Consider the following 25,231-nt stretch of genomic DNA (forward strand, 5'->3'; position numbering starts at 1 on the left):
TAGACTTAAAAATAAAGTGACGGCTAAAATCAGTGGTTTATTAAGTATTTATTGATTGTAACTAAAACGTTTTGCAAGCCGCACATCTGCAACAGATGCACCAATTAACACATCAAAATCTCCCTCTTCAGCCAACCAGTCATTAGAGTTAACATCCCAAAATGCTAGATCCCGTTGGTTAACCGTAAAGGCGAGTGTTTTAGTTTGCCCCGGTAATAAGAAGGCCTTATCAAAACCCTTAAGCTCTTTAGCTGGCCGCGGAACACTAGCTGCAACATCCCCAATATACAATTGCACCACTTCACTACCGGCAACTTTACCAGTATTTGTAACATCAACCGTAACGGTTAAAGTATCGCCTTTTTTCAAAGCATTTGTAGACAAGCGTAAATTAGAATATTTAAAAGTCGTATACGACAAACCAAAACCAAAGGGGAATAACGGTTCGATGTTTTTCTCTTCAAACCAGCGGTACCCCATAAACACGCCCTCGGGGTACAAGTTTTCTATAGCATTGTAGTCGTTAAGCGCAATAGCTGGCGTATCTTCAAGCTTATGGGGCAAGGTGATGGGTAATTTACCGCTAGGGTTAACCACACCAAACAACACATCGCTTAGTGCGTTACCGGCCTCCATACCGCCATAGCTACTCCACAACAAAGCCTTTGCCTTGGCCGCCCACGGCATTTCCACGGCAGAGCCTGCAATCATCACTACAAGGGTACTAGGCTTAACTGCTAATAAAGTTTCAATAACCGAATCTTGGTCGTTCGGCAGCTTCATGTCCGTGCGATCAATCGCCTCTCGGTCATCGCCATGACTTAAGCCGCCCACATAAATAACCGTATCGGCTTTTTTAGCCGCCGCAATAACATCGTCACGGGAAGAGAATATATTGCCTGGAGTATCCCAACCCAGTAAAAATTCTTGATCGCCATCATATAAAATATCAACTCGGTAAACCTGCCCCTGGCTTAAGTTCACGTTATGGCGCACAATTTTTTTCGACGTACCCGTGTGGGAAAATACCACCTCACCATCAATACGCAATTGCAACTTACCTAGCGCAGATATTTTAAAGGTATGTACCCCTGTGCTTTTAGGGCGAACATCGGCGCTCATGGTGACAAACTCTGTTTTGCCCGCTTTAGCTTTATAGGCCGAGTCTGGCGCTGTATCAAAGGATAAACGCTGCGTGCGATCGGCCGAACTATAAAACTCGGTATTCCATGCAGGGGTTCCCGTCCAGTGTCGCGTCTCTACAAAAATGCCATCGATTGGTAAGATAGCAGCCGACTTTCGGGTTCTCATGAATGTTATATTAACGTTTTCACCCAGCGCATTTTTTAAACCTTGCAATGGTGTAACTTCATATAACGCCTTAACGGTTGAGGAGCCGCCGCCAGCGCCGTGGGGGCGATCTACATTTGGACCAAGTACTAATAAGTTGCGTACTTTTGATTTATCCAAGGGCAATATTGAGTCGTCGTTTTTTAATAAAACAATGCCTTCTTGCGCAATTTTTTTAGCCGCTTGCTGATGCTCTTCTGTATTACGCTGGCCCGATAAACGCTGTTTATCCATCATCCCCATCGTTAATTGCACGCGCAACATACGCCGAACCTTGTCATCTAACACCGACTCTGGGATTTTTCCATCGCGAATCATGGCCAATAACGGTTCGGCTAAAAAGTACTGGCTATACTCGCTAACATCGGTGCCCATCTCTAAATCAAGGCCGTTCATAGCGGCATCAAAAGTATTGATGTCGACATTCCAATCCGTCATCAAAATACCTTTAAAACCCCACTCCCCTTTTAATATATCCATGACTAGGTGTCGGCTTTGGTTGGCATTCGTTCCACGAACTTGGTTATAGCCTCCCATTAAACTTAATGCGCCACCTTCTTTCACTGTCATTTCAAAGGCTGGTAAATATATTTCACGCAATGTTCGCTCATCAGGCTTAGCGTCAACGCCAATACGGTTTAGCTCCTGGGTATTAAGCGCATAATGCTTAACAGTAGCGGCGACGTCATTACGCTGAATAGCTTTTACCTCCTCAACCGCCAGCTTCCCCGTCAAGTACGGATCTTCACCAAAATACTCGAAGTTTCGGCCATACAAAGGCAAGCGCGCCAAATTAACTCCCGGCCCCAAAATAAAGTCTTTACCACGGTGACGCGCCTCGCTGCCGAGGACATTACCGTGTAGCTGCGCCATGTTACGATCCCAGCTAGCAGCCACAGTCGTTAGCGGAGGCAAGTAAGTAGAGTAATCGCTGGTCCAGCCTGCAGCATCCCAGCTGTGGCGCGAAATTTCTTCTCTTACCCCATGCGGGCCATCAGACAGCCAAGTTTCGTGGATCCCCAAGCGCTCAATAGCAGCAACCGAAAACTTGCCATTGGCATGCACCAAAGAACCCTTCTCTTCTAGTGTCATTAACGAGAGTAAACGCTCTACTTCTGCCTCGATAACGGCGGGTGAGCGCGTGCTTTTAGCACTAACCAAAGGCTGCGAAGATGAAGATACCTTAGGCGCGGAACAACCAAGGCAACATAAGACAATAGACATTAGAGAAACAGAAGAAAGTAAAGCAATTTTAGTCATGACATTTGGGCTATTATATTTTTGTGGCGAAAGCACAACCCGTGGTTACTCTCGGGATGGCACAAATCAGGGATACTTAAGATGCATTCTATTTACCAATATAGTCTAGAGAATTCCATCTATCCCAAAAACGCCTGCATTATACAAAGCTAGCCCACCAATAACGCCACTATGCTGGCCAGCCCACCTAAATACCACTGTAAGTTTGATACCCTAATTGGTGATAGATTTGCGCAAAAACGCCACCCAAAACGCCTAGCCAGCTAGAAGTAAAATAGATTTTTAGCGCTAACGCTAATTTAAAAAGTACAGTTTAAATGCACCAATCCGCCATACAAGCGCCGTAACGCATCATCATTTATTAGGAATAAAAGTAAAGGCCAAAAATTTTATAGCGCTATGACCTAAGCGATAAATGCTCGCACACCGGCACAAGAAGCCAAACGTTAAATGATGATGAAGCACACCGCCGGTAGGAATAGATTTAACCTGCTGAGGTTTAAGGTATGGCGTCTTGCAAATTTTTATGGCTGCAGGATTAGTGTAGAAGCCATCAACGCCTAAGAAAGAGTAACTAATAACACCGATCGCCTTGCGGCTATGGAGCTAGGTAAACTATGAACCAAGGTGCTTTCCCTCTAAGAATTACTGTTTTAGAGGGTTTGCTAAGAAAGGGGTTAGGAATTTAAAGCAATATAGCAGTGAATAAACTTTAATCCCCATTACAGCCTCCAACCTTCATGGCTAAAAACAATAATGGGGATTGCTAAATTAAACTAAAACGCCTCTGCGCTCTTGATCTAATTCAATTGATTCAAATAACGCTTGAAAATTACCTTCGCCAAAGCCTTTATTGCCCTTACGCTGAATAAATTCGAAGAATATAGGGCCGATGCTATTTTGGGTAAATATTTGCAATAAAAACCCACCGCCCTGCTCCGCGCCACCATCGACTAAGATATTGCGTTTATGAAGCTGATCAACAGGCTCACCATGTCCAGGCAAGCGCTGATCAACAAGCTCGTAGTAGGTATCTGGTGTTTTCTGGAAAGGTATACCCGCGGCGCTCAAGGTATCAACCGTTTGATAAATATTGCTACTTGTTAACGCAATATGCTGAATACCTTCGCCGTTGTACTCTCGAATAAACTCAGCAATTTGAGACTTATCATCCTTGGTTTCGTTGAGCGGTATAATCACTCGACCGCATGGGCTGGCAACAACTTCACTGTACAAGCCCGTTTTTTTACCATGTATATGGAAAGAACGAATGCGCTTAAAGCCGAAAATTCGCTCGTAAAAATTGGCCAAGCGGTCGACACCACCTTGATTCAAATTATGCGTTAGGTGGTCAATACGTCCAAGGCATGTTTGCTCATTTTGCGCGACTTTTTTGCTGTAACCAAACTCGGCAAACAACGCTTTTTCATGCGCACCATCAACCAAATAAATAAGCGACTGGCCAACCCCTTTTATAGCAGGAATATCATAATCTTTTAAAGTGGCAGGCGTTGCTCCTAAGGCTACAGCTTGTGCAAATGCGGCGTTAGAATCAGCAACTTTAAACCCCATAGCACTGGCACCACGGACATGTACGCCGCGAAAAACCTCAGCGTTACCACCTGCTGTTGGGTTGGAAATAAAATGAATATTACCCTGATAGTGCAAAGTTTTTGCATCAGACAAATGGCAAGCACTGTTCGTAAAGCCAAGCTGATGAAATAAAGCTGTTAGCAAATGCGGCTGACTGCCTGAGAATTCTATAAATGCGACGTCAGAAACTTTTACATAAGAGGCAGAATCATTCATGAAATTATATCTCCGTATAGAGCAATATATTAATAAATGATCATTAATCCCGCTTCAGCAACTACATTTCAATAGCATAACGATCATCATCCGAATGAATGCTGTATCACTATACTTAGACCAAAAGCATTCATATAAACCGGTAAAAGCAAGGTTTCGGCCAACTTAGCCTTAGCAGCCAAGAAAGCAAGCCTCTAAAACCCACAGGCCTTGATTTAACTGGCCTTCAGCTTAGCTAATAATTACGCCCCCCTTTATAGATGAAGCCACATAAAGGCTCTTCACCCTGTTCAAAAAACACTCAAACCTAGTTCTGGAAAGTTTTCCGACAGGTCAAAAAGGCTATTTTGCGCCAAAACACCCTATTTTCCTACCTACACTAACAAAACCGCTCAAAAGCTCTTCAAACCCGCATCTTTTATAACCAAAACAAATGGCATCACAATTTCAGTACTGGCGCGTATATTGCTTTTAAACACGCACACTTTAAAGGGGTAATATATGATTAACTGTAAAAGAACTCTCAGGGTTGCAGCGCCTCTGCTTATCGCGCTTACCGGTTACTGCCACACTGCAGATGCAAAAGATAAAGAAAACCAATTAACACCGATGCAAGCGCTCGGTAAAGCCATCTTCTTTGATGACCAGCTTTCCAAGCCTATCGGGCAGTCTTGTGCGAGTTGCCATTCCGCTGAATTTGGTTTTACCGCGGAAGACCCGTTTGTCAATATTGGCGGGGCCGTCGTTCATGGTGCGAAACAAAAGCGCGCAGGTAACCGCAAGCCGCCAACTAATGCCTATGTGACATTTGCTGAAAACTTTGTTGTTAACAATGGACGCAACGGCCCAACACCCGCTGGTGGTACCTTTTGGGACGGCCGAGCAACAGGTGAAACAATCACTGCAGACATTTTCCCTATCGAATGGTCTGCCGAAAAAATCACCGAGATGAGCCAGCTATTAGGCCCCGCAGCCGATCAGGCCATGGGGCCCTTTTTAAATGACGTTGAGCAAAACCTGCCATCGTCTAAAAAACTTTGTAAACGAGTAAAGCAGAATCATAAAAAACTCTGGAAAAAAGCCTGGGGCGAACAGCTAAGCTGTAACCAAAGTGTAGATACTGATTTTGTACATCAGCGCATAGGCTTTGCTATTGCAGCCTGGGAAGCCTCAAGTGAAGTAAACTCTTTTAGCTCTAAATTTGATATGGCCGTTGCTGAAGAAATTATCAACAATGGTAGCGTAGAGCTCCCGCTAGATGGTTTAACAGAACAAGAAAACCTTGGTCACTCATTATTTTTCAGCAGAAACATAGGTTGTGCACGCTTCTGCCACGCCAGCTCAACCGCCTCTGATGGCACTGCAATTGGAGAGCTATTCACTAAAGCACAAGCGGGCTACTTTAATATTGGCGCGCCAGCAAACCCAGAAAACCCATGGTATACCATGGATAAAGTCAAAGACGATAACGGCAATATTCTTAACCCGCTTGGCCAAGCTTGGGTAGACCTTGGAGTTGCCGCAAGGGATGAAGATGGCATTGAGGGCTCAGACTTCCCTGGCCACGAAGGCAAGTTCAAAGCCCCTACCCTGCGCAATGTTGCCAAACGCCCCTACCCTGGTGCACCTAAGGCTTTTGCCCACAATGGCTACTTTAAATCTTTAAAAGATATTGTACATTTTTATAATACACGTGATCTAAAGCCAGCTTGTGTAGATGAGAACGGTGAAGCGCAACGCTTTGTAACCAACGATGAAGCTCTCGAGCGTGGCTGCTGGCCAATACCTGAAGTAGTATCTAGCAATATATTTTCTTGTGACGACGAAGATTTTTGTAAAGTAACTATTCCTGAAGGGCAAACAATAGAAAACTACTGTGACGACGAAAATAATCCACGCAATATTGGTAACTTGTGTTTATCTAGTGAAGAAGAAGATGCGATTGTTGCATTTTTAGAAACCCTAAGCGATACCACAACCGTGCTACCACCAAACCATTAAAACGCCTTGGCTAGCTAAAACAATTTCACTTTTGTTTTAGCTAGCCAATATTGTCAGTTATACCACTGGGTCTAAAAGAACAATTAAATCATTAATGACTAATCATTACTTTTCAGCCTACTCTGCGTAAGACTACGCATTTTCACCGGTTATAGTTTCAACAATAAAACCTGCGGACTCATCCAAAGCCAGGCTAGAGCGTAACCAAGGCATCGCATCACCAACTTCTGTTTGTAATATCCATGGGGCGTTAATCACAATCATCCCCGAGGCATACATGCCGCCTTTGTCAGGACTGTACGTTTGAATTTGGAAACGCTGGGTGTTTTTTAGCCCCGCTTTTTTGAACTGCGCTACCATTTTTTCTATCCGCGCAGCATCCACGACGGGATACCACAAAGCATAAACCCCTGTAGCAAAGCGCTTATACAGCGAGCAGATGTGGTTAACCACACCGACGTAATCGGCTTTAATTTCGTAAGAAGGATCGATTACCACCAAACCGCGACGTTCCTTTGGTGGTAATAATGCAATACTTTTTTTAAAACCATCTTCGTTGTACACCTTAACACGGCTATCGCCTGCCATAACTGACGCAAGGCTTGGGTAGTCCTGCGGGTGTAGCTCACAAAGCGCAAGGCGATCAATGCTGCGTAAAATATCAGCCGCAAACCAAGGGGAGCCAGGATAAACATCGCTGCCGTTTTTATCTCGGCAGCGCGCTATACACTGAATATAATTACGCATGGTTTCAGGGGGATTCCATGCGGCCAAAATACGCTCGATGCCTACTTTATATTCCGCTGTTTTATTCGCCACCGCCGCATTTAAACTGTAAATACCCGCGCCGGCATGGGTATCCATATAGAAGCAAGGCTTATCCTTTTGAGTGAGGTAACTCAAAATTCTTTCAATAACAAAGTGCTTAAGTACATCGGCGCTGTTGCCGGCATGAAAAGCATGGCGATAACTTAACATCGGAATTCACTCAATAATTAGGGCTGCAAAAATAACTGCCAAGATAGCAATACCGCTTTGAAATCAGTCAAACCACATTCGGCGTGAAGCTCTTCATCATAGAAGTCCGTCGAGCCTGCTATTTCCCCATCTGTTTGGAGCTCTTCCATATCCAACGCTAAACTATTCGCGCTTACCACTGCCCGCTCACGATCGAGCAATAAAGAAAAGCTTTTACCTGGCGCTTCATGCTCGTACAGCGCTTTAGCCTCAAGCTGCGCTACCACATCGATCAGAGCTGCAAGCTGGCTTGCATTTGCACTTAGCTCGTCGGTTAACCAGCAACCAAAGGCCGAATGGCCCGAAGAAAATACCGCGCCAGGCTGCCCTTGCGCATCAAACGTGAACTCATATTCCATAATTACAACACTTAATAATGGGGCCGCATTGTAGCCTACGGCCAGCACAGCATGGGGGAACAATTATTCGCTGACGCAAGGCCCGTCAGATGCGGCTGTTTGGTCAGAGCGCTGCGCCTTAGCCACATAAGCCGACTTGGGCTTAGGGTTTAGTTTAGCCGTTCGCTGCTTTGCTTTCTTTTTTAAAATTTGATTCACTTTTTTACGTCGATTCATTGTGCTCTCTATTTTTTAACCGCTGCTTAGGCAATAAGTTTTAGCAGCCCATTTAAGCTGAAGCCTGCTTTACCGACCACAGCTCTCGACTCAGTAAAAACGCAAAAAACACCATCACATTAGCCGCTAACAGTGTGTATAAAGCTTGATGTACCCCCATAAACTCTAATAGGAGGCCACACACAATAGAGCCAACAGGGGCAAAACCCAGCAGCACCATTTGATAAAGGGCTGCAGCACGGCCCCGCATATTGTTTGAAGTTACGCTGTATAACAGCACTCTACTCATGGATGCGGAATAACCAGCAACCGCGCCCCAAAGAAAAATTAAACCATAGCTGCCAAATAACGTGGGGCCACGCGTTATGGCATAAGCAATGCCAGCGGTATAGAGCAAGCAAAATAAAACTGACTGCCCCGGGTATTGCTGCGGCTTACGGTAAGCATTGGCAATATAAACAGCAATGGCCCCAGCACTAAACGAAGCTTGCATCCAAGCATATTGCGTGCTGTTAAAATCCCAGTGCGAAAAACCCAGCACAGGGAATAAAACCACCGCAAACCCCATTTGCATAAAACCATTAAAGGCACACAGCACCACTAGCTGACTAAGTGCTTTACTACGCTTCATCATAGCTATGCCATGGGCATAAATAGCACCTATTGATGGCTTTTTAACGTCCGCCACTTTATTGGGGCCGTGCTCTATAAAACTCACATGGGCGGGAATTAACCCCCAATACACTGCCGCCAAAGCAGATAATAAAAACTGCACAATTAAAACGCCAGTCACGCCAATTTCGTCGACAAAACCCGCAAATAAAGTACCTATTGCAACGCCGGTAAACTGAAAAGCACTGCTCAGCGACAGGGCGCGCTGCAATCGATTAGGTAATAGTTGCACGGCAGCTTTATCTTTAGCGGGCAAAAACAAAGCTGTACTAAAACCTAAGCACAAAGCGTAAACCACTAAAACAGCTGTATTTAACGAAGTAATATGGAGCGCCGCCACCATTAAAATATGACTTACACTTAAGCCTGCACAACCGACTTTAGCCAACCGGGTAGGCTCGTAACGATCAGCCAGCCTACCGGTTAACGGTAAAAGCCCTACCTGCGGCAATAGCATAGCCGCCATTAATAAACCTACACTAATGGGCGTCAGCTCTAATACCGACAGCGCCAACCATGCAATTAATACCACCTGCATACCGTTGCTGATGTAAATCAAACCAACAGCTGGATAGAGCGCATTTCTTAGCACTTAAATCTCCACATTATTTTTATTCTCCGGCACCTGCGGTGGATCTAACCAATCCGACAGCCGCTCCAAATCAAAAGGCCAATCCAACATTTGCTGATTGCTTTTATTTTCTAATACGGGAATTCGCTCGCCAAACTTAGCCACCGTTTGGGCATCGCAGGCAATATCGAATAACTCGAGCTGAATATCGAATGATTGACGCAAATTTTCGATAATGGCTTGTGCCTGCTTACACAAGTGGCAGCCTAAGGTGCCATACAAGCGCCATTGATGAATCATGAATAACGCCTCTTACGGCTTAAAGCTAGCTATCAAAAACCACTGTTTTATGGCCATTCAACAATACTCTGCGCTCTGCGTGCCAACGAATGGCCCTACCGAGCACAACGGCTTCTATATCGCGGCCTATCTCTACTAATTTATCCGGTGTTTGTGCGTGGGACACCCGCTCTACGGCTTGCTCAATAATTGGCCCCTCATCCAGATCTGCCGTAACATAATGAGCCGTCGCACCAATTAACTTAACACCGCGTTCATAGGCTTGGTGGTAAGGTTTTGCGCCTTTAAAGCCGGGTAAAAAAGAGTGGTGAATATTAATAGCGCGACCATTGAGCTGGCTGCAAAGATCATTCGAAAGAATTTGCATATAGCGCGCAAGAATGAGTAACTCGCTACCAGTTTGCTCGACCAAAGCAAGTATTTGCGCCTCTTGCTCGGCTTTGGTGGCCGGCGTTACCGGCAAATAGTGAAACGGCACCCCATACCATTCACACAGCGGCGTCATGGTTTCATGGTTAGATACAACCCCCATGATCTCGACAGGTAAAGAGCCCTGCTTCTGGCTATTAAGTAGATGGTTTAGGCAATGCCCCCACTGGCTCACAGCTATAAGCACTTTAGGTTTAGCGGTGCCATCATCAAGGGACCAATCCATACCATAACGCTGTGCAACGGCAGCAAATGCGCTTTTAACGGCCGCTATCGACTTAGGCCCTTCAACAGACTCAAGCACTGTGCGCATAAAAAAACGCGAGGTATGAACATCTTCAAACTGAGAAGATTCGCGGATATTAAAGCCTTGCAAAGAAAATAGACTGGCAACAGCGGCCACAATGCCCGGCTGATCGGCACAGCTAAGCTTTAAAATCATCGAGCTAGACGTTGAACTAGACATGCTTTGATCTCAAAAAAGTGAGCATTTTACGGGATAAACGCACACCTCGTCTAACCACATGTTAAAGCACCCGCAACACATCAAATGTTAGAAAACAGGAATTTTTCCACAAAAGCGTATATTGTGAACTTTTTGAAGCAGGTATTGTCACGAATTGAGAGTTCATAATTTAGACCTTAGGGCAAGCGAAGATGCCCAAACAGGCAAAGCTGATCCTTAGCGATTAGCTACTCAGTAGTTGCAGGTACATGACTCTCAAATACCTGCTGAGCCTGTTCGCTCAGTTAGCATTCAGCGAACACAGCTCCGTAGGCTTAAATATTCACTGCCATAAACAGGGGAATAACTTGCTATATGTTGCGCTCTTTAGCCTTCATGGCCTAATTCGGCCAACCCATTTAGAACTAGGGCGAGACGCCGATACCGGCGGGCAAACCCGCTATGTTGTCGAGCTGGCCAATGCGCTTGCCGAGCTACCCAACGTTGGTAAAGTTGAGTTATTTACTCGACTGATAAAAGATCCAACCGTAGACGCCAACTACGGCATCGCGCAAGAATCACTCGCTCACCCCAATGCCTCAATTATTCGCCTGCCAGCAGGGCCCGAGCACTACCTACCCAAAGAAGATTTATGGGAGCACCTAGACGAATTTGCAGACCACGCGCTCGATTGGTTTGTACAAAACAATCAACAGCCAGACTTACTTCACTCGCACTATGCCGATGCCGGTTACGTTGCGTCGCGGTTAGCTAATCAAACCGGCATTCCAATGGTTCACACAGGCCACTCACTAGGCCGCGATAAACTCAAGCGCTTAACATCCGCAGGGCTTAGCCTGCAAGAAATCGAAAACGATTACAAAATCACCCAACGCATTGAGGCCGAAGAGCTAACACTGGCCAATGCAGACCTCGTCATTACCAGCACCACCAACGAGAGAGAAGACCAATACGAGCTCTACGACTATTACAACCCAGAGACCATGCGCATTATTCCTCCGGGGGTAGATCTCAATTTATTTTCATCACAGGACAATACCGAAAACAACGATGCCGTTGATGATGCCGTTGATATTGATAAGGTCTGCCAAAATCTAACAAAGCCTTTAACCGACCCCAAAAAGCCCATGATTCTGGCTTTAGCAAGGGCTGACCAACGCAAGAATAGCCGCAGCCTTGTTATTGCCTTTGGCAAAAATAAAGCCCTAAGGGAAAAGGCTAATTTAGTCTTAATACTTGGAAACCGAGATGATATTAGCGATTTAAATGATGGCGCTAGGGACGTATTCACCGAGCTGTTATTACTTGTCGATAAATACGATCTTTATGGCAGCGTCAGCCTGCCCAAGCACCACGACTCTCAAGATGTTCCGTACATATACCGCGCCGCCGCAACGACTCAAGGGGTGTTTATTAACCCCGCACTCACAGAACCCTTTGGTTTAACGTTGCTTGAAGCCGCAGCCAGTGGGCTACCCATTGTTGCCACGAGCAACGGCGGGCCTGTAGATATTATTGAAAACTGCCAAAATGGAATACTTGTAAACCCTCTGGATACCGAAGGCATTGCCTCAGCCCTGCTTGAGCTCGTCGAAAACAAAAGTAAGTGGCTACAATTTAGAGATGCGGGCCTTAAAGGTGTTAAAAGTTTTTACTCTTGGCAAGCCCACGCCAAGAGCTATGCCAAAGCCATTTTCTCCTTGGTTCGAAAAAGCAATTCTATTGACATCAGCACTCTACCAGACTTAAAAATTCGCAAAAACTTTTGCGGCGCTATATTTACAGGTTTCGATCAAAGCCTTACTGGCGACCAAGAAGCACTCAACAACTTTAAAGAAATGATTCGCACCAATAGAAAGCAACTAGGCTTCGGCATTGCAACAGGTAGAACGCGAGATTCAATTCTTACGCAAATAAAGAAAAACAATATCCCTTCACCCGACTTCTTAATTGCCGGCTTAGGCTCTGAAATTTACTACACTAAAGATATTATTCTCGACAAACAGTGGATGAAGCATATCGACCACCTATGGTCACCTTCATCACTTTGGCCATTAATGGAAGAGCTGCCAGGCATACGTCTGCAAGAGCACATTCATCAAAGCCGCTTTAAAATTTCATATTATTACGATGCCAACTTAGCTCCAGCTATCGATGACATCAATGCCTACCTTCGGCAAAACGATCAAGCCGTTAATATCACTTTATCACTCGGCCAATTTTTAGATATAACACCTCTGCGCGCCAGCAAAGGTAATGCACTGCGTTATGTTGCTCAGAAATGGGATATTCCCTTCGAAAACATTTTAGTGTCTGGTGGCTCTGGCGCCGATGAAGATATGATGAGGGGGATGTCTTTGGCCGTTGTGGTTAAAAATAGGCACCGCGAAGAACTTTCAAATATCGAACAAGGGCAAAATATTTACTTTGCCCAAAGCGCCTATAGTGCTGGGATTATGGAAGCTGTAGAGCATTACGACTTTTTGGCTCTGTTAAATGCTGAAAAATAACAAAACGATTATGCATAAGGCTAAGGGGAAGATGCGATGGCAACACACTTAATTTGCACAGACCTAGACAGAACATTGATTCCCAATGGCAGTCACGAAGAGCCGCTATTAGCGCGGGCACGCTTCGGTAATATTTTTAAGTACAATGATGCTAAGCTCGCGTATGTCAGTGGCAGAAGTATTGCTTTGGTAGAACAAGGTATTGCCGAATATTTACTGCCGCGCCCCAACGCTATTATCGCTGACGTGGGGGCGAGTATTTATCATGCCAACGACACAGGTTGGGAGCCCGACCCGCACTGGCACACTTTAATCGCCAAAGATTGGCAAGGGCAAAGCTGGCAATCTTTGATCGAGTATTTAACGGTAATCGATAACATTACACTGCAGGAAGAACAAACCAATCAAAGCTGCCCACATAAATTAAGTTACTACACGCCGCCCGATGTTAACGCCGACGAGCTACAGCACACCATTCAACAAATATTAGGAGAGCAAGGCTTTAACAGCAGAGCCATATGGAGCTTAGACGAAGCTAAAAACTGCGGCCTTCTCGACATCCTTCCTGCCAGCGTATCTAAACTACACGCTATAGAATTCCTTGCAAAAACACAGGATATAGACCTTTGCCAATGTTTATTTGCAGGCGATAGCGGCAATGATTTAGAAGCACTAGAAAGCCATATACCCGCAGTGCTCGTCGCTAATGCGAGCCCAGAAGTGCGGCGTTTAGCAATGCAGGGCGCTAAGCGCTTAAACAACGAAGACAAGCTCTATTTGGCCCAATATCAGTCGCAAGACGACAACGGCCATTATGCCGGCGGCATCCTTCAAGGCATCGAGCATTTTTACCCAGAACTGTATAGCGCGTAATTAACATTCACCTAATTGGAGACAACGCATGACAGCAACTGTTTTTGGCGAAGTATTATTCGATATTTTTAGCGACGCACATGCCGTGGCCGGTGGTGCGCCCTTTAACGTCGCCTGGCATTTGAATGCCTTTGATGTAGACGTTAACTTTGTTTCCAGAGTCGGCGACGATGATAAGGGCAAGCAGCTATTAAACATGATGGATAAAGCAGAACTTGCCACCACAAATGTGCAAATCGACAATACCCGTCCAACCGGTTATGTCAACGTAGACCTTCAAAATGGAGAGCCCACCTACACCATTGGTGAAAATGTAGCTTACGACGCAATTGAAGCGCCAGCATTAAAAAACACATGCAACGTGCTTTACCACGGCACTTTAGCACTAAGAAGCCAAGCATCTGCACAAGCGTTGGAATCCCTAAGAGCCAGCGCCGAACTGGTATTTATGGATGTCAATTTGCGCGAGCCTTATTGGGATAAAGACACAACACTTAAGCTGGCACAAAAAGCCGACTGGCTTAAGATTAATGCCGATGAATTTCGTATTTTAGCGGATGCCGACTACAGCGAAGAAGCAGCTTACAATTTACTCACATCACTAAAACTCCAAGGTTTACTAGTAACCCTTGGCGATAAAGGCGCTTGCGTTTACGCCGCAGAACAAAGCCAATGTTCAAAGGTAGTCCCCAAAGTACAAGATAATGTTATTGATACAGTCGGTGCTGGCGATGCTTTTAGCGCGGTTTTTATTATGGGCTTACTTAATAATTGGCCCATGCAGGCCATTTTGGCCCGAGCGCAAGCCTTTGCCTCGCATATTGTGACTATCACCGGAGCGACCAGCACCGATGCCGAGTTTTACACCCCTTTCAAGCAGGCATGGCAAATGGAACCTCTAACCTGCGAGCAGGAATAGATACCCACGCCCTAGCACCCTGCCCCAAAATGATTACAGGCTTTTTTCAATGTATGAACAACGCTCGCACTCTATTCTCAATCACATTCTCGAAAACCTGCCTAGCCAGCTGACCGAACACGACCTTAGATATTTTTTAATTCGGCTTGGCGCTAACTTTTACGCCATTCACAGCCTTTTCGAAAAGCTATATGGCCGCCGTAAAGATTTCAATGAGCAGCTCAAAAATCTTGTCGAACGTATGGCTTGGAGCTACGTTGCTCGCGCTAATGATTTACGCATAGACGACCGCGCCTGCGAAGACGACTACAACTGGTTTTTATCAGAAGAACTCGTCGGCATGGCGCTGTACACCAACGGTTTTGCCGAAGATATTCAAGACCTTCATCAAAAGTTAGATTACTTCGAAGAGCTTGGCATTAACGTTATACATTTAATGCCCATACTGAAATGCCCGCAAGGCGCAAGCGATGGTGGTTATGCCGTTAGCGATTACCGCCAAATCGACCCACGCATTGGCGATCTAGAACAACTTAAAAAGCTCGTTAAAACCATGCGCAATAGAGATATGCACTTAGTTTTAGATGTTGTTGTCAACCACACATCCAACGAGCATCAATGGGCGCAAAAAGCACAGCAAGGTGATCAAAAATACCAAGATTTTTATTACATGTTCGACGACCGGCGCACACCCGATATGTTCGAACAAACACTGCCAGAAATTTTCCCAGAAACGGCCCCAGGCAACTTCACATGGGACCCGAGTGCACAAAAATGGGTAATGACCGTTTTTAACGATTACCAATGGGATTTAAATTATTCCAACCCAGCGGTATTTATCGAGATGCTCGACATTATTTTGTTCTGGGCCAACCAAGGCGCTGATATTGTTCGGTTAGATGCTGTCGCTTTTTTGTGGAAAAAAATCGGTACCGTTTCTCAAAACGAGGACGAGGCACACCTTATTTTGCAACTAATGAAAGATTGCTGCCAAGTGGTTGCTCCAAGCTTGCTATTTATTGCCGAGGCAATTGTGGCCCCAAGCGAAGTCATTAAATACTTTGGTGAAGACGCCGTAGTAGCAAAAGAGTGTGAGATCGCCTATAACGCAACAACAATGGCGCTGTTATGGGATGCTATGGCGACTAAGAATGCCAATTTGCTACGTCAAGGCTTGCGCAGCTTACCCACCAAACTCGACGGAGCCACATGGCTAAATTATGTGCGCTGTCACGACGACATTGGCTTTGGGTTTGATGATCATGACATAGCCATTGCGGGTTACAACCCATATGAACATCGTCGTTTTTTACATAATTATTTTATTGGCAACCATAAAGACTCCGATGCCCGAGGCATCCCTTTTGCCGAAAACCCTAAAACAGGTGATGCTCGTATATCCGGCTCGCTGGCATCCCTTATTGGCCTTGAAGAAGCCATAGAGCAAGCTGACCCAGCACTCATACAGCACGCCATTGATCGCATACTTTTGTTACATGGCATTATTTTAAGTTTTGGCGGCATTCCCCTACTGTATTACGGCGACGAGATTGGTGTTACTAACGATTTCAGCTATTTACAGAATCACGATAAACAAGCCGATAACCGTTGGGTACACAGGCCCATAATCAATTGGCACAAAGCGGAACTTCGCCATCAAGAAGGCAGTATTGAAGCCAAAATTTTTAACGGCATTAAACACCTAATCGCAGTAAGGAAAGCACAGCCTGTCTTTGCTGACTTTAACAATAGAGTCTTGCTCGAACTTAGTAACCCCGCACTTTTTGCTTACTCGCGCTTCGACGTTAAAGACCAATCAAAGCGCATTACTGTATTGGCTAACTTTAGCGCAGAACAACACTTCTTAAAAACTGATGACATTGAAGGCCTTCAAGGCGTTAGCCCATCATCATTAATTAATGCCATTACAGGGAAAGAACCCGAACATTTTCAAAACGATTTAATTCTCAAACCTTACGAATTGCTTTACCTATGCACGTAATACAACAGTTACTGCAATAAAGTTTCGGCCAACAAGCTTTCTAGCGAAAAAGGCAATTTAAGTGCCTTCACCTTTTGCGCATGCTGTTTTGCTTGATCAAAATCGTTATTTAACCATGCATTAAATCCAGCGTAGAAATGTAATTGCGACTGGTAACAGCGATTCCCCTCAACCTGTTCAGCAAGTGCTTGGTAATTTTTATCACCTGCCATCACATCAAACAAAGCAACAGGCCATGGATGGTGGTAGCTTAACTGGCTAGACTTTGGCCAAGCATCATCAAAAGAAATATTTTTATTTTCCCCGTGCGCCACCGCAGCCATCAAGCTTGCCAGCAATAAATCGTAAGAACCCAAAGCATACTTGGCCTGTAAAAATTCTGGGTAATGTTTAACAGCAGCTTGCCATTGCCCGGTTAACATTAAGTAGTCAATATACGCACGCCCTTGTGGCTGACTTTGTAAATCAGCCGCATTAGCCGCTCGCTCAAAAAGACGTTTAGCCGCACCTAAATTGCCGCCATAAACATATAAATATGCTGCTTGCCACAAACTCGGCACATCGTCTTTTTTGGCCAATACCGCCGCTTCGTTAAGCATTAGCGGCATCAGGCCCAATACGCCATAAATAACACCCATTTGATAATGCACATCGGCATCCGAATTGATTTTTAAGGTATTGCGATAAAGGCTTAAGGCAGGCCGCAGTGCTTCGCTATTATCTTGAATACAAGCCTGATCTAGTGCCGCTTGGTAAAAGTAATTGGCCAGCGTATAAGGGTAAAGCTCCTCATCGGGAGCATGTCTGGCTGCCTCGTACAAAACAGCCTTAGCCACTACGGCATGCCCCATCGCCACTAGCTGTTCTGCCAATATCGCTCTTACCGTTGCATTTTCGGGGGCCTCTTGAATAGCCATTCGCAAATTTTTTAGCAAAAGCTCATTACTCACAGAAGCAGGGCTTGATGATTGAATAGCTGCATTACGCTGATACAGAGCAAACGTCGGCGGGTAATATTCATTGCGAATAAGCGCAGGTAAGCGTGTATACAGCTGGTTAAGCCCAGCCATACTTTCCGATAAAGTAAGGTATGCACCTGTAGGCAATTGCGCATTAAAATAATAAAAGCTATACAAGCCACGTAAGGCCGGAACATAGCCTGGCGAGGTTTTTAGCAACGCTTGGTAGCGGCTATATGTAGAGGCCCCTACACGCTTATCAAGAGACTGCGTATAACTTTGAAAGTCTTGATCTATTTGCGCAACAATTTTAACCGGCAGTAAAGGCGGAGCCGCATTAGTCGAGGGCGGTTTATAACCCGTACTGGCACAACCACATAAAATAAGAGCCAGGACGAAAGTACCCGCACGTAAACTTAATAATTTCACGGTTGCGAATACCCTAACTGCTTTGCCAACTCGAAAGACTTCGCAGCTTCCTCTAGCAGCTCGTTATAGCCTTGCGCCAAACCTAACAAATACTGAGCTTCACCATTTTTGGGTTCTAACGCGGCCGCTTTTTTGGCAGCACTTAACGCCGCAGGGAATTGCCCATTTGCAAGGTCCTGCCGTATTCCGGCAAACATGCCTGCAATACCCGTAGCATTAGCCATCATGTTACTTTTAGCGCCTAATTCATTATTCAAGTTATAGGCCACAGCAAAACCTTGTTCTTCAGCTAAGCCGGTAATTGCATCGTAAAAAGCAGCATAATCACTACGGGCCAATGTTAATGATGGCAAGCGAATTTGAGTCTCTACTGCAATACCCTCAGGCTTAGCCTGACTGCTTTGGACAACCGAAAACCAAGGCGTTTCGATATTAGGGCCAGTACTGATGAGCTCTTGGTACGACTGCCCTTGCTTTTTAAATAGCACACTGGCGTTCAAAACAAAACCTGGGTCCAACTGAAAAGGTTGCACCCGCTCGCTAGGCTTATGCCACTGATAAACCCCAGCAAAAACCCCCAACAATTGATTAACGTTAAAAACAATACTTTCGGGCGCATCGCGCTCCCATGGTGCTTTAAAACGCCACACACCAGAAACTTTAAACGGAAGCCAAAGATCTTCGGCGTTTTCGACGGTCAATTCAGTTAACTCTGCGTTAGCAAATAAATTGGCAAGGCTATCGGTAATGGCTTTTTCTTTTTCCGTTTGATACATCCATGTAGCACGTAAACTCTGTTCATAAATACCGCTTAGGCTTAACGAAAAATGTCCCTTTAAGGGCTCGTCTATTTTTGCTTCTGCATTGGGCGGCTCAAACACGACATTCAAATGCGCCTGATGGAAGTCAATAGCCCTATCGGGAATCGTCGTTAAGGCATTAGAGTTTTTCTTCACAATTAAAGCTGGCTGCCCTTCCAAACCAATACCGCCGCCTGGGTATAACTGCTGATCGCCAGATGTATCTAACCAAATCGCCCGCTGGCCATGCTGAGCCGGGATATGGGTAATCATGTGATCGAAATACACGCTAGGAACCGGCATATCAGGCAAACCCATCGAGCGCGTTGCGACTAACGCGGGGTAAGCCTCCACACCCAGCTCACGCAGCAGAGCAATCGTTAATACCGTTTGATCTTTACAATCGCCATAGCCATTTTTATAGACCGCAGGCGCAGAGTGTGGCTCGTAGCCACCGCGTCCTACATGCGCAAATACATAGCGCACCTGCTGATTAAGTAACGCGTAAACGGCGCGTATTTTTTCATCGCGCGTTGTCGCTTGCTGCGCTATACGCTGCGCTTGCCGCTTTAATGTTTCATCTAATTGAATATGTGGCGCAAACAGCGCTAAGGCCCAATCAGCAACAGCTTGCCATTGCGGTGTGGTAGACACCGAAACAAAAGGAACAATGCCATCTTCACGCGGCATGTAAGGTTGCAACGGTATTGCACGTAAATTTTTTGCCACCCAATGCCACTGGATGCCAGCGGCTGTTTTTTTGCTGCTTTGTTTTACCCACTTAGGATGCGATATAGCGCTGGTTAATGCTAGCGATTGTGGGCCTAGCAGCGTCACTTCACGCACAGCAACAGGGTCTAAGCGCGAACTTTGCCCACCGGCTCTACCCTGCCACCAATGCAACCAAAAACGAGCAAAATAAGCTTTTGGCATAATTGCCGACATACTCTTTCGCGTGTATTGAAACTCAATAACACTGCCGGCCCTAACATTCGGCAGCGAGAAAGTCAGCTCTTTGCGATCTTGGTAAAAATTATCCTGTGAGGGGCTTTGAATTTGAATCGCATCGGCAAGTACGTTCTCTAACTGCCCGTGCTGAGTCAGTACACGAGCAAAATCCAACGTTAGCTGGTCAAAATGTTCGTTGTAGGGAATGGTAATTTGGCTGTAATCGCGGGCAGCTTCATCATCATTTATCGCCACGGACATGTACACAACCGCCTGCGCCAAGTAATCCTCGTCCAGCACAATGTGGGATTTGCGCAATAAAACCTCTGCGCCGGCATTCGGCGAAGGCTTATACGCACGTTTTTGTACCGCTAACGCTGCAGCTAAGCTTTGATGGCTCTCTCCACCCTGGGCATGTACTAAAGGCACACACAATAAAGCTCCGAATAAGCCATATCCCAATACACGCGCACAAACGCCCAACCCAAGACCTATTGCGCAACCAAGCGCGACCCTAACAGACATACAACATCCTTAACTATCAAAACAATCGGCCAATCTTGCGCGATTTATGCAAAATCGCACATTCTACGTTAAAACACATAACGTGCATTTTTTAGGCGCATTGATTATGCTAAGCGCTTTTATCTAACTGCCCGTCAGGCTAGGCTTTGCGGCCTGACAAACACGCAACAGAGAGCCCGCGATGATATCCTTTTTTAGCCGCTTGTTTAAAAAAGCACCGAGTGCAGCCCCACACTCAAAGACTAGCACCAATAACGCACAAAACCGCGTAAATACCTCGGTAACGGCTGAGCAACCCGTGCTTCCCAGCCAGTACGGGGCAGAACTGCTCGGTTTAGCGCGCGACACAAAAGCCAGCAAGCAGCGCACCGCAGCACGCCAGCAAATCGCCAAACTCCTAGAAGAGAACGCAGTCACCCTCGCGCAAATTACTGCCGACGCACAAAACACCGAAGAGCTCCTTAACCTTTGCAGCTACAATGCAGCCGCAATTGAAGACATCCTTAGCACAATAACAGACCAACAAGCCCTTGCGGCCATGGCGAACGAAGCGCCTTCAGCACAAGTGCGCAAAGCCGCCGCCGAGCGTGTTACCGAACGCAGTGCCGTCGAAAACATGCTGAAAGGCGCCAAAGGCAAAGACAAAAACGTCTATAAAGTTGCTAAGTCACGTCTAGCTGTTTTTAAAGCAGAAGACGATGCCCTTGCTCAGCGTCATGCTCACTTAGCAAGCATTTGCAACGACGCAGAACGCCACGCCAAAAAGCCTTTTGATCATCTCTACACACACAAATTTGTTAGCCTAGAACAAGATTGGCAGGCCCACGAAGCCGATGCTACCGCAGAGCTGCAAAAACGTTTTGACAACGCTATTACCAACTGCCAAAAAATCATCGATGCAGAAATAGATAAAGGTAAAGCCGCAGCATTGGCAGAGCAGTTAGCCAACAGCATGGTCGCAAGCATCCAGGCCGCAACACAAGCGGTAAACCAAGTAGCACAAGCGCTTTACGATAGCCAAGATATCGATGCCGACGCCCTAGCGCAATTTAAAGAACAGCTCAGCGAACAAAGCCAAAACGTGCAAGCTCAGATCAATAACGGCCAAAGCTCTAGCAGCAAGAGCAATGAGCAACAAAAAGCGCAGCAAAAAGCACAGCAAACTTTTTACCAAGCGAGCGAAGCGGCCCATGCGCTACTTAAACTTGTCGAGCAAGACGGCACCGTCACTGCGCTAGTTACCGCCCTTAATAGTCAAGAAAAAGAGGCCGCAGAAAGCACGCGCAAAGCCATTTCTGCGCAGCTCAATATTCGCCACAATTTACCAACACTACAGAGTGAAAGTGCCGACACTGCCAAAGCTGCTATTGCACAATGGCAACAACAGCAAAATGATATTGTCGCAAAACGTAAAGCGTTAATTGGTCACGTTAGCGACTTAATTCGCAGAGCCAATATTGCAGCGAATAGCGGCCAAGTAAGGCGCGCTCGCGGCATTGCCAAAGAACTTAATGAAAAACGCGCAGAACTTACCGATATACCTTTGGGCATTGCTAACAAACTAGAACAACTCGACGAGACCATGACCAAGCTCGGCGATTGGCACGACTTTGCCGTGACGCCGAAAAAAGAAGCCCTAGTAGAAAAAATGACCGCGCTTCAAAGCTCTGAACTAGCACCAGACGACCTCGCCGATAAAATTCACGCCCTACAAGACGAATGGAAATTACTGTGTAAAGGCGGCCAAAATCAGGATGAAGAATTATGGCAAGCCTTTCAGCAAAGTGCAGATGTCGCTTTTGAACCCTGTAAAAAGCACTTTGCAGAACAAGCCGAGATCCGCGAAAAAAATGCAGAGCAACGTAAAGCCTTAACGCAGCAACTCGAGCAATATCACGATGCTTACAACTGGGAGCAAGCCGTTTGGAAAGATGTAGAACAAACGCTACGGGTAGCAAAAGATGCCTGGAAAACACTATGGCCAGTACCACGCCAGCAGCAAAAAGAACTGCAAAGTGGCTTTGATGCCGCTTTAGATAAAATTTATGGCGAAATGAACGCCGCTTACGAAATCGTTAAACAGCGCAAACTGCAGCTAATAGAACTGGCAGAAAAAGCCGCCCAACACGGCGACCCCAAAAGAGCGGCCGAAGACATTAAACAACTGCAACAAAACTGGAAGCAAGCAGGCCGCACTTTCAGAAAAACCGATCAGCAACTGTGGACACAATTCCGAGGACTTTGCGATGAGGTGTTCAATAAGCGACAAACCATTTTTGATGAAGCCAATGCTGAGCGCGATCAATTAATCGCCCAAGCCAATACGCTAATTGATCAGCTAGAAGCCATAGCACAAGAAGATGGTGAAAAGCTGCAAACTCAAGGCAGCGAAATCAGCGATTTAAAAACCGCCTTTTCTGAACTCGGTGATATTCCTAAAGCCGAATACAGCAAGTTTCACACACTATTAAGTAAAATCGAACAAAAAATATCCAGCCACCGATCAGATGCGCAACAACAAGCCTGGAAAAGCTTATTTACCATTAACACAGAGCTAACAGCGCTTGAACTAAGCGAGGATAGCGGCGATGCATTAGACGCCTTCAAAGAGCAGCTAAATACAACTAAGCTACCTAGCAGCTGTAACGAAGCCTTTTTACAACGCGTTAATGCACTAGGCAGCAACGACAATACCGCACTTCACACTAGCGAAGAGGCACTTCGGCTACTTTGCATACGAGCAGAAATTGCCAACGGCATCGAAAGCCCCGCCGAAGACAAAGCCCAACGCATGAACTACCAAGTAGAGGCGCTCAAGCAAAACTTCGGCAGCACCCAAACCGATACCGCCGAAAGCCTAGCGCGTGAATGGATCACCATAAGCCACTGCCCTGCAACCAGCTTACAGTCGCTTCAGCAACGCTTTTTAGAAAACACCTTTGAAAAAACAAACAACAAAGTGGCCGAACCGGCTTAATCGCTAGTCAAATACGGTTTTTTAAGCCGCATCAAAAAAGCCAGCTCTATCAATTAGAGCTGGCTTTTTAATTTAGCTGGCAGCAAGTATTAATTATCAGACCAAACAGCGAACTCATTACCGCTTGGTTCATAAAAGTGAAAGCGCCTGCCACCTGGAAAAGCAAAGGTTGGCATAGCTATCGTACCGCCGGCAGCCTCTACTTTGGCCAAGGTACTCTCCAAATCAGAGCTGTAGAACACAAGTAAAGCACCACCCACTAACGAGCGAGATTTAAGCTCGGCTTGATAAAAACCACCATCTAAGCCTTCGTTTTCAAAGGCAGTATAATCGGGACCATAGTCCTGAAAGCGCCATTTGAAAACTTCACTAAAAAATGCTTTGGTCGCTTCAAGATTCACTGCAGGAAATTCTACATAGTTTAACTTTTCGTGCTGGTGCATGACTTTCTCCTTCAGGTTAATAAGCGCTTATAGTCTTAGCGCATAGATGAACAAAAACACAAGATAATAGCGCGGCTCGATGCCGCTACAGCTCAGCTCCAGCAAGCTATCAACCGACCCGAGCAGTGTCGATTTTGCTTACATTGCAATAACAAGCACTTTATGTACTTCCATTTTGCCTTTCAAGTTTGGCGCGCCAAACAACGCGCCAAGGCATGCCAGTGCTGGGGTACACTCAATTCTCCTTACAACAAACACCCACTCAAGAAAACTCTGGCACGATAGCTGCTTACTTTAAGATATGCGAACAATTAAATTCGACAAAACCTCTGTGCATGCACTGCAACACACTCACTGCAACAAAGGTTGAAGCGGAATACTCTAAAGGAATCAATATGAAAAATATTATTGCAAAATCGGCGCTCGCCGTAGCCTCAGGCTTATTCAGTCTATCTGCTAGCGCGCTTGTGTTAAACGAATACAATGTTTTTACCGTAGCAAATTACACTCATGGGAACGCCTCTGTTGGCGGCAAAGTTTTTGTTGGTGGCGACGCGACTATTCATGGCTACATGGATGTTGGCTTAACGCTTACACCCTCATCAACACTTGATACGCTTGTTACCGTAGGGGATATCAACTCTCCAGGCGGTGGTTTTAACGTTGAAGCTGGCAACGTAGTTTATGGCGGTAGCGTTAGCAGCAACCTAAACTTCAACATGAATGGCGGCGGCACTGTACGCCAAGAATCGCGCGCAGCACTTACAACGCAGCGCGATAACATGATAGCCGAGCTAAACAGCACGTCTAACAACTACAGCAACATGGCATCAAACGGTAGCCTTGATCGCAGCGGTAACACAGCTACGTTTAATTACACGGGCACACAAAGTACTGCGGTTTTTAACGTCAATGCCGAAGATGTATTTCAACAAAATACCGGCCTAAACTTAAATGCCGGACTTGCTGAAACCGTTATCATTAATATCTCAACACAAAATAGCGGTTACAACTTTGTTTCCGGCGGCGGCATTAACTTCACTAACGGTTTTTCAAACCCCAACCCTGATGCCAACAACATCGGCGCTAGTAATATTTTGTGGAACTTCTACGATGCCGAAGCCGTAGACTTTATGGGACTAGATACCTTCCGCGGCTCTATTTTAGCGATGGGAGCCTCTGTATACGGCAACCCAACTACCGATGGCACTGTAGCAGTTAAATCTTTATACCAGTCTCGTCAAATCCACAACTATACATTTGTACCGCCATCAGAAGTTCCCTTACCAGCATCAGTTCAATTTATGCTAATGGGTATGGCCGCTTTTGTTGGCATACGCCGCTGGCGCAAGCGTAAGGCTGCCAAGGCAGCAATCGCTTAAGCCTTACCAGCTCA

General features: G+C 45.8%; 18 protein-coding genes. 7 read left to right on the plus strand and 11 right to left on the minus strand.

The genetic code is table 11. The features are described 5' to 3' along the window. Positions 1–48: 48 nt before the first annotated feature. Together MARGE09_RS18565 and hppD are read right to left on the minus strand one after the other, a co-directional pair. Positions 49–2,610 (minus strand): glycoside hydrolase family 3 C-terminal domain-containing protein, encoded by a 2,562-nt coding sequence (locus MARGE09_RS18565; protein ID WP_236984591.1) that lies wholly within the window; start codon positions 2,608–2,610, stop codon positions 49–51. A gap of 771 nt (positions 2,611–3,381) precedes the next feature. Next, positions 3,382–4,419, minus strand: a complete 1,038-nt coding sequence (gene hppD / locus MARGE09_RS18570; RefSeq protein WP_236984593.1) for a 4-hydroxyphenylpyruvate dioxygenase — start codon at positions 4,417–4,419, stop codon at positions 3,382–3,384. A 501-nt stretch (positions 4,420–4,920) separates the two neighbouring features. On the opposite strand from hppD, the gene MARGE09_RS18575 reads away from it, so the two are divergent. Next, positions 4,921–6,420 carry a cytochrome-c peroxidase gene (locus MARGE09_RS18575; protein WP_236984595.1) on the plus strand — a complete coding sequence of 500 codons (1,500 nt, stop codon included), beginning with the start codon at positions 4,921–4,923 and terminating at the stop codon, positions 6,418–6,420. 132 nt (positions 6,421–6,552) lie between these two features. Here MARGE09_RS18575 and MARGE09_RS18580 read toward each other — a convergent pair whose 3' ends face one another. The 6 genes from MARGE09_RS18580 to purU all read right to left on the minus strand — a co-directional run bounded on the left by MARGE09_RS18580 (position 6,553) and on the right by purU (position 10,450). Beyond that, entirely contained in the window at positions 6,553–7,398 is an 846-nt protein-coding gene (locus tag MARGE09_RS18580) for a 23S rRNA (adenine(2030)-N(6))-methyltransferase RlmJ (protein WP_236984597.1), read from the minus strand. A 17-nt stretch (positions 7,399–7,415) separates the two neighbouring features. Beyond that, on the minus strand, positions 7,416–7,796 hold the full coding sequence (locus tag MARGE09_RS18585; RefSeq protein WP_236984599.1) for a YacL family protein: 381 nt from the start codon (positions 7,794–7,796) through the stop codon (positions 7,416–7,418). A 63-nt stretch (positions 7,797–7,859) separates the two neighbouring features. Then, positions 7,860–8,012 (minus strand): DUF2986 domain-containing protein, encoded by a 153-nt coding sequence (locus MARGE09_RS18590; protein WP_236984601.1) that lies wholly within the window; start codon positions 8,010–8,012, stop codon positions 7,860–7,862. Positions 8,013–8,064: 52 nt separating this feature from the next. Next, positions 8,065–9,276, minus strand: coding sequence for an MFS transporter (locus tag MARGE09_RS18595; protein ID WP_236984603.1), 1,212 nt, complete (start codon positions 9,274–9,276; stop codon positions 8,065–8,067). Then, positions 9,277–9,555 (minus strand): glutaredoxin family protein, encoded by a 279-nt coding sequence (locus MARGE09_RS18600; protein ID WP_236984605.1) that lies wholly within the window; start codon positions 9,553–9,555, stop codon positions 9,277–9,279. Between the two features lie 25 nt (positions 9,556–9,580). Further along, entirely contained in the window at positions 9,581–10,450 is an 870-nt protein-coding gene (gene purU, locus MARGE09_RS18605; RefSeq protein WP_236984607.1) for a formyltetrahydrofolate deformylase, read from the minus strand. 248 nt (positions 10,451–10,698) lie between these two features. Between purU and MARGE09_RS18610 the strand changes: the two genes are divergently transcribed. The 4 genes from MARGE09_RS18610 to MARGE09_RS18625 are packed head-to-tail and all read left to right on the plus strand — an operon-like array spanning position 10,699 to position 16,754. Continuing rightward, entirely contained in the window at positions 10,699–12,960 is a 2,262-nt protein-coding gene (locus MARGE09_RS18610; RefSeq protein ID WP_236984609.1) for an HAD family hydrolase, read from the plus strand. A gap of 36 nt (positions 12,961–12,996) precedes the next feature. Then, positions 12,997–13,833 (plus strand): HAD-IIB family hydrolase, encoded by an 837-nt coding sequence (locus MARGE09_RS18615; protein ID WP_236984611.1) that lies wholly within the window; start codon positions 12,997–12,999, stop codon positions 13,831–13,833. Positions 13,834–13,861: 28 nt separating this feature from the next. Continuing rightward, positions 13,862–14,752, plus strand: a complete 891-nt coding sequence (locus MARGE09_RS18620; protein WP_236984613.1) for a carbohydrate kinase family protein — start codon at positions 13,862–13,864, stop codon at positions 14,750–14,752. A gap of 49 nt (positions 14,753–14,801) precedes the next feature. Next, a complete protein-coding gene (locus tag MARGE09_RS18625; protein ID WP_236984615.1) occupies positions 14,802–16,754 on the plus strand; it encodes an alpha-amylase family protein in 1,953 nt (650 codons plus the stop codon). 8 nt (positions 16,755–16,762) lie between these two features. Here the strand turns inward: MARGE09_RS18625 and MARGE09_RS18630 are convergent, their stop codons facing one another. Then, complete coding sequence (locus MARGE09_RS18630; protein WP_236984617.1) at positions 16,763–18,142, minus strand: tetratricopeptide repeat protein; 1,380 nt, start codon at positions 18,140–18,142, stop codon at positions 16,763–16,765. Next, positions 18,139–20,415, minus strand: a complete 2,277-nt coding sequence (locus tag MARGE09_RS18635; protein ID WP_236984619.1) for a DUF3857 domain-containing transglutaminase family protein — start codon at positions 20,413–20,415, stop codon at positions 18,139–18,141. The genes MARGE09_RS18630 and MARGE09_RS18635 overlap by 4 nt, the downstream gene beginning before the upstream one ends. 181 nt (positions 20,416–20,596) lie before the next feature. Here MARGE09_RS18635 and MARGE09_RS18640 point away from each other — a divergent pair, with 181 nt between their 5' ends. Then, positions 20,597–23,392, plus strand: coding sequence for a DUF349 domain-containing protein (locus tag MARGE09_RS18640; RefSeq protein WP_236984621.1), 2,796 nt, complete (start codon positions 20,597–20,599; stop codon positions 23,390–23,392). A gap of 89 nt (positions 23,393–23,481) precedes the next feature. On the opposite strand, the gene MARGE09_RS18645 is transcribed toward MARGE09_RS18640, so the two are convergent. Next, entirely contained in the window at positions 23,482–23,835 is a 354-nt protein-coding gene (locus tag MARGE09_RS18645; RefSeq protein ID WP_236984623.1) for a VOC family protein, read from the minus strand. Between the two features lie 395 nt (positions 23,836–24,230). On the opposite strand from MARGE09_RS18645, the gene MARGE09_RS18650 reads away from it, so the two are divergent. Next, complete coding sequence (locus tag MARGE09_RS18650) at positions 24,231–25,217, plus strand: choice-of-anchor A family protein (RefSeq protein ID WP_236984625.1); 987 nt, start codon at positions 24,231–24,233, stop codon at positions 25,215–25,217. Positions 25,218–25,231 lie beyond the last annotated feature (14 nt).

The organism is Marinagarivorans cellulosilyticus (genome assembly GCF_021655555.1).
GTDB lineage: Bacteria > Pseudomonadota > Gammaproteobacteria > Pseudomonadales > Cellvibrionaceae > Marinagarivorans > Marinagarivorans cellulosilyticus.

Excerpts from the sequence above, each read along its gene's own strand:
- MARGE09_RS18565 (WP_236984591.1), bottom strand. The coding sequence starts at position 2,610 with ATGACTAAAATTGCTTTACTTTCTTCTGTTTCTCTAATGTCTATTGTC.
- hppD (WP_236984593.1), bottom strand. The coding sequence starts at position 4,419 with ATGAATGATTCTGCCTCTTATGTAAAAGTTTCTGACGTCGCATTTATA.
- MARGE09_RS18575 (WP_236984595.1), top strand. The coding sequence starts at position 4,921 with ATGATTAACTGTAAAAGAACTCTCAGGGTTGCAGCGCCTCTGCTTATC.
- MARGE09_RS18580 (WP_236984597.1), bottom strand. The coding sequence starts at position 7,398 with ATGTTAAGTTATCGCCATGCTTTTCATGCCGGCAACAGCGCCGATGTA.
- MARGE09_RS18585 (WP_236984599.1), bottom strand. The coding sequence starts at position 7,796 with ATGGAATATGAGTTCACGTTTGATGCGCAAGGGCAGCCTGGCGCGGTA.
- MARGE09_RS18590 (WP_236984601.1), bottom strand. The coding sequence starts at position 8,012 with ATGAATCGACGTAAAAAAGTGAATCAAATTTTAAAAAAGAAAGCAAAG.
- MARGE09_RS18600 (WP_236984605.1), bottom strand. The coding sequence starts at position 9,555 with ATGATTCATCAATGGCGCTTGTATGGCACCTTAGGCTGCCACTTGTGT.
- purU (WP_236984607.1), bottom strand. The coding sequence starts at position 10,450 with ATGTCTAGTTCAACGTCTAGCTCGATGATTTTAAAGCTTAGCTGTGCC.
- MARGE09_RS18610 (WP_236984609.1), top strand. The coding sequence starts at position 10,699 with ATGACTCTCAAATACCTGCTGAGCCTGTTCGCTCAGTTAGCATTCAGC.
- MARGE09_RS18615 (WP_236984611.1), top strand. The coding sequence starts at position 12,997 with ATGGCAACACACTTAATTTGCACAGACCTAGACAGAACATTGATTCCC.
- MARGE09_RS18620 (WP_236984613.1), top strand. The coding sequence starts at position 13,862 with ATGACAGCAACTGTTTTTGGCGAAGTATTATTCGATATTTTTAGCGAC.
- MARGE09_RS18625 (WP_236984615.1), top strand. The coding sequence starts at position 14,802 with ATGTATGAACAACGCTCGCACTCTATTCTCAATCACATTCTCGAAAAC.
- MARGE09_RS18635 (WP_236984619.1), bottom strand. The coding sequence starts at position 20,415 with ATGTCTGTTAGGGTCGCGCTTGGTTGCGCAATAGGTCTTGGGTTGGGC.
- MARGE09_RS18640 (WP_236984621.1), top strand. The coding sequence starts at position 20,597 with ATGATATCCTTTTTTAGCCGCTTGTTTAAAAAAGCACCGAGTGCAGCC.
- MARGE09_RS18645 (WP_236984623.1), bottom strand. The coding sequence starts at position 23,835 with ATGCACCAGCACGAAAAGTTAAACTATGTAGAATTTCCTGCAGTGAAT.
- MARGE09_RS18650 (WP_236984625.1), top strand. The coding sequence starts at position 24,231 with ATGAAAAATATTATTGCAAAATCGGCGCTCGCCGTAGCCTCAGGCTTA.